This is a genomic window from Sphingomonas sp. 37zxx (genome assembly GCF_000786205.1).
Lineage (GTDB): Bacteria > Pseudomonadota > Alphaproteobacteria > Sphingomonadales > Sphingomonadaceae > Sphingomonas.
Window position 1 is genome coordinate 1 of the sequence record NZ_JROH01000079.1, and the last position, 4,992, is coordinate 4,992.

The 4,992-nt window shown below is 65.3% G+C and carries 6 protein-coding genes; 4 read left to right on the forward strand and 2 right to left on the reverse strand.

Annotated elements, in window-relative coordinates:
- The 3 genes from QU44_RS16405 to QU44_RS16415 all read left to right on the forward strand — a co-directional run.
- On the forward strand, positions 1-342 hold a 342-nt coding region (locus QU44_RS16405), incomplete at its 5' end, for a peptide chain release factor-like protein (RefSeq protein ID WP_033923490.1).
- 60 nt (positions 343-402) lie between these two features.
- The gene (prmC, locus tag QU44_RS16410) at positions 403-1,278 is read left to right on the forward strand and encodes a peptide chain release factor N(5)-glutamine methyltransferase (protein WP_443018098.1); all 876 of its coding nucleotides are present in this window, start codon (positions 403-405) and stop codon (positions 1,276-1,278) included.
- A 246-nt stretch (positions 1,279-1,524) separates the two neighbouring features.
- Positions 1,525-2,499 carry a DUF4167 domain-containing protein gene (locus QU44_RS16415; protein WP_156141249.1) on the forward strand — a complete coding sequence of 325 codons (975 nt, stop codon included), beginning with the start codon at positions 1,525-1,527 and terminating at the stop codon, positions 2,497-2,499.
- A gap of 97 nt (positions 2,500-2,596) precedes the next feature.
- On the opposite strand, the gene QU44_RS16420 is transcribed toward QU44_RS16415, so the two are convergent.
- On the reverse strand, positions 2,597-2,902 hold the full coding sequence (locus tag QU44_RS16420; protein ID WP_033923494.1) for a hypothetical protein: 306 nt from the start codon (positions 2,900-2,902) through the stop codon (positions 2,597-2,599).
- A 64-nt stretch (positions 2,903-2,966) separates the two neighbouring features.
- Here QU44_RS16420 and QU44_RS16425 point away from each other — a divergent pair, with 64 nt between their 5' ends.
- Entirely contained in the window at positions 2,967-3,395 is a 429-nt protein-coding gene (locus QU44_RS16425) for a CBS domain-containing protein (protein WP_033923495.1), read from the forward strand.
- A 21-nt stretch (positions 3,396-3,416) separates the two neighbouring features.
- Here QU44_RS16425 and QU44_RS16430 read toward each other — a convergent pair whose 3' ends face one another.
- A complete protein-coding gene (locus QU44_RS16430; protein ID WP_033923492.1) occupies positions 3,417-4,892 on the reverse strand; it encodes a lipopolysaccharide biosynthesis protein in 1,476 nt (491 codons plus the stop codon).
- Between the last annotated feature and the right edge of the window lie 100 nt (positions 4,893-4,992).

The following is a 4,992-nucleotide window of genomic DNA, read 5'->3' on the forward strand; positions in this document are numbered from 1 at the left end:
CTGACGCATATCCCGACCGGGCTGGTGGTGATCCAGCAGGACCAGCGCAGCCAGCACAAGAATCGCGACAAGGCGATGCAGGTGCTGCGGACCCGGCTGTACGAACTGGAGCGCGAGCGGCTGGCGAGCGAACGTTCGGGCGCACGCAAATCCATGGTCGGGTCGGGCGATCGGTCCGAACGGATCCGCACCTATAATTTCCCGCAGGGGCGGGTGACCGATCACCGGATCAACCTGACGCTGCATCGCCTGCCCGAGATTTTGCAGGGCGAGATGGATGAACTGATCGGCGCGCTGATTTCGGAGGATGAGGCCGAGCGGCTGGCGATGCTGGATGGGTAGATGCCCCCTGCCGTTTGCAGGAGGGGTCAGGGGAGGGCGTGTCCGGACACGTTTTTCTTTGTGACAGACCCTCCCCCAGCCCCTCCGCCAAGCGGGAGGGGGGTAATCAGAAGCGCGCTTGCCGATGCGGCGCGCGGCTTTGCTGATTTTTCGGGCACCCCGCGCCTCGATGCCGAGCTGCTGATGGCGCATGCTTTGGGGATCACGCGCGAGCGGATGATCCTGGGGCAGCTCGATTCGCCGGTGCCCGATGGCTTTGCCGCGCTGGTGGCGCGGCGGCTGGGGCATGAGCCGATCGCGTATATCACCGGCACGCGCGATTTCTGGACGATCACGCTGGACGTCGCCCCCGGCGTGCTGATCCCGCGCGCCGACAGCGAAACGCTGATCGAGGCGGCGGTGGCGCATTTCGGGCAGTCGATGCCGGCGACGGTTCTGGACCTTGGCACCGGATCGGGCGCGCTGTTGCTGGCGGCGCTCGACCAATGGCCCGGCGCGCGGGGGGTGGGGGTGGATTGTTCGGACGCGGCGCTGGCGATCGCTTCGGCCAATGCGGTGCGGCTGGGCATGGCCGATCGCGCGCGCTTCGTGCGCGGCGACTGGACGGCTGGCATTGCCGATCGCTTCGACCTGATCCTGGCCAACCCGCCCTATATCGCCGCCGACGAGCCGCTGGCGCGCGAGGTGCGCGATCATGAACCGGTAGGCGCGCTGTTCGCCGAGGAAGGCGGGCTGGCGGCGTATCGCGCCATCGTCCCCGAATTGGTGCGATTGCTGATGCCCGGCGGGGCCGCGATCCTCGAGATCGGCTGGACCCAGGGCGATGCGGTGGCGGCGATGGTGGCCGGGGCGGGGCTTTTGCCCGCGTTGCGCGCCGATCTTGGCGGGCGACCGCGGGCAATCATCGCAACCGCGCCTGCCATCGATCGGTCATAATATTCCGCTTGGCGTTCGCTTCAGTGGCGGCTAAGACTGCCAGTGGGACAAGCGCTTTCAACCACGTCACTAATCCAGCGGCGCGTTGAGCCAGCGGCTTTGAACCGATCCAACGCATGCGAGCTGCTGTAGTCCGGCAGCCGTGGCAGGCACGCCTTCCCAACGGTTTCGGGCTGCGTGCGGTAAAAACGCGCGCAACGATTTCGCGATCGTCGGGCAGGGTAAGGACAGGACAAGCATATCTTGATGAATAATCGTCAGGCCGGTCGCCGTCGCGGTCGCGGCGGGCAGCGCCCGCAAAGTGGTGGAAGCCCGAATCGTCAGGACAACGGCAATCGCATCGATAGTCGCGCACGCGGTAATGCCGCGCAGTTGCTTGAGAAATACAAAAATCTCGCGCGCGATTCGCAGATGCAGGGCGATCGGGTAAACACCGAATATTATCTGCAGTTCGCCGATCATTATTTCCGCGTGCTGAGCGAAACCCGCTCACGCTTCGAGGAGAATAACGGCCAGCGCCGCCAGCGCGACGACATCGACGACGATGACGATGATTTCGACGGCGAGAACGAAGGCGGCACTGCCGATTATCGCGACGATCGCGGCCAGCGCGAGGGCAGCCAGCGTGAAAATGGGCAGCGTGAGAATGGGCAGCGTGAGAATGGCCAACGCGAAGGCGGGCAGCGCGAGCGCGGCGGACGTGACCAGGGCAACCGCGATCAGGGTAATCGTGACCAGGGCAACCGCGACGAAGGCAACCGTGATAGCGGCAATCGCGAAGCACGCGACTATGGCCGTGATCGGCCGCAGCCGCGCGCCGATCGGGACCAGCCTCGCGCCGACGGCAATCGTTCGGAGGGTAACCGTTCGGACGGTAATCGCGCCGAGGGTAATCGTGCCGAGGGTAATCGGGAACGCCCACGTCGCGAGCCGCGCGCCGAGCCGGTGCGTGCGCCCGAACCCGCGGCCGAGCCGATCGCCGCTCAGGCCGATTTGCCGGTCGAGGAAGCACCGCGCCGTCGCGGTCGTCCGCGCCGTCAGGTAGAGGCTGTGGTCACTGAAGAGTCATCGGCACCCGAAAGCGCGGGCATCGAGGCCGATCGCCTGCCGCCGTCATTCGGCTTTGCCAATGACGACAATGTCGAAGATGTGCCGGCCGAAAAGCCGCGCCGTCGCCGCCGGGTGCGCGGCGAGGAAGATGCAGTGCCTTCGGCCGAGTGAGCTGAAGCCACCGTTTCGGACGAAATAAAAGGCCGGTGACGCATCATGCGTCGCCGGCCTTTTTCATGTCGTAGGGGGACGTCGCAGTCGCCGGCGTTCAGTCCTGGCGACCGGGGTCATATTGTTCGTTGAAGCGATCGACGTCTTCGTCATGGCCACTGCCCGAACTCAGGAATACCAGCCCCATCAGTGCGCCACCCATCAACACGGTAAGGCCAATGCCCAGCGCGGTGGCGATTCCCATGTGCAGCGGCATGATCCCGGTCCACCAATAGAGCGTCGCGACACCGGCGGCGGCGCACACGACCGCAAGCACCGCCATGCCGCCAAGGATTCGCCGGAAGCGGCCCCACGCAAGCGCGGCATAAGCGGGATCATCGAGCGTATCGCGGGGTTCGGACATGCTTTCCATCTGGGCGGGAACATGGGAAGATAAAGGGGCAAAAGACATAAAAATGGAGGATGCGATGACAATCGGCGCGATCCTGGCCAATAAAGGCCACCAGGTCATAGGGGTAACCAAAGATCAGACTGCCACGCAAGCGGTGGCGCTGCTGGCCGAAAAGCGCATCGGCGCGGTGCCGGTGGTGGCCGATGGCCGCGCGGTCGGCGTGTTTTCCGAACGCGACGTGGTCTATGCCCTGGCCCGCGAGGGCAAGGCCGCGCTCGATCGCACCGTAGGCGAATTGATGACCGCGCCGGTGGTGTCGGTCGACGCCAAGGAAACGGTGATCGGGGCGCTGGCGCTGATGTCGCGCCGCCGTATCCGCCATTTGCCGGTGGTCGAGGGCGAACAACTGGTCGGCTTCGTGTCGATCGGCGATCTGGTGAAATACCGGATCGATCGGATCGAGGCCGAGGCCGAGGCGATGCGGAGTTATATCCAGCAGGTGTGATGGGGGGGGGCGGAGGGGAGGCTACCCTCGCTTTGCCTGTGCAAAGGCGAGCAGCTCGACCAGCGTGCCGCGCGCGAAGGCGAGCAAGCCGCCGCCATAGACTGCGCCGCCGATCGCGATCAGGATCGCGAGGCGCGGCAACGCATCCAGCGCGGGGAGCCACTGGTCCGCCGCCAGCACCACCAGGCCCATTGCGGTTGCCGCAAGCATCGGTGCCATCACCGCGCGGGTAAGGCCAAGCGCGCTGCTGCCGACCACGGCGAAGCTGCGCGCGGCGACGATGCCAAGGAAGACCGGCCATGCCGCGACCCAGGCGAGCGCCAGACCGATAACGCCCCAGCGGATGCCGATCAGAAACGCGATCGGCAGCAGGATCGCACCGATGGCACCATTGGCCGCCGACAGCCCCGGCCGGCCGCGCGCGTCGGAGGCGGGCGCGAACAGCGTTTGCAGCGTCATGAAGGGCATCGCCAGCGCGAGGATCGCGACGATCGGGGCTGCCTCGACCCATTTGTCGCCCAGCACGACGCGGACCAGCGGATCGGCGGTCACCGCCAGCCCGGCATAAAAGGGCATCGCCACCAGCATGATGATCCGCGCCGCCTTTTCGAACGCGCGGCCCATTGCGGCGGGATCGTCCTGAATCCGGGCATAGGCCGAAAAGGCGACCTCGTTGAGCGTCGGCAGGAATTTGGCGACGAAGATCTGGGTCAGGAACAGACTGGTCGTATAGATGCCCAGCATATGCGGGGACAGGCTGCGCCCGGCGATGAAGACATCGGCCTGGCTTTGCAGGAACCAGAAGAGCTGGCCGGTCGCCATCAATCCGCCGAATGCCAGCACGTCGCCCGCGCCGCGAAAGTCCAGGCTTGGCCACATCAGCGATTTGGCCGCCCAGGTCATCAGAATCGCGCGAGTGTAGAAGAGGACCATCGGCGCAAGCACCAGGGTCCACACCCCAAGGCCGCCAAAGGCCCCGGCAAGCGCGGCGAGGGCACCTAATGTCGCCGACGCCAGATTGGCCTGCGCCTGTTTGCGAAAGTCCATCGCCCGCGCGAGCAGCGCATAGGGGAAGGCGATGAAGGGGGTGGCGACATACAGCAGCGCTTGCACGCGCAGCAGATCGGTCACCATCGGCTGGCGGAAATAGGCGGCGGCGAGCGGAGCCATCAGGAACTGGAGCAACCCCAGCCCCAGGTTGAGCACCAGCAACAGCCCGAACAGCTGGCGAAGCGTGCGGTCATCGACATTGGGCCGCTGGATGATCGCACTGGCAAGGCCATAGCCGTTGAGCATGTTGAGCAATGCCAGGATCACCTGAGTCATCGCGAACAGACCGTAATCCGCAGGATCGAGAACGCGGATCACCAGGAAGGTCGACGCCCAGGTGACCATCTGCCCGACGATCTGGGTGCCCGAACGCCAGATAACGGCGCTGCGAACCTGCTGGCGAAGCGATTCGAGCCGGGGATGTGACGGGCTGGGGGGGGCTTTCATGACAGTTCGGCTATGCGCCCAAGAGCTTTATCGCGCGTAAACCCGCGGAAATCCGTCGATGGGCGAATGAATTGCAACAAAAGTGAAAAAGGATGTTGAC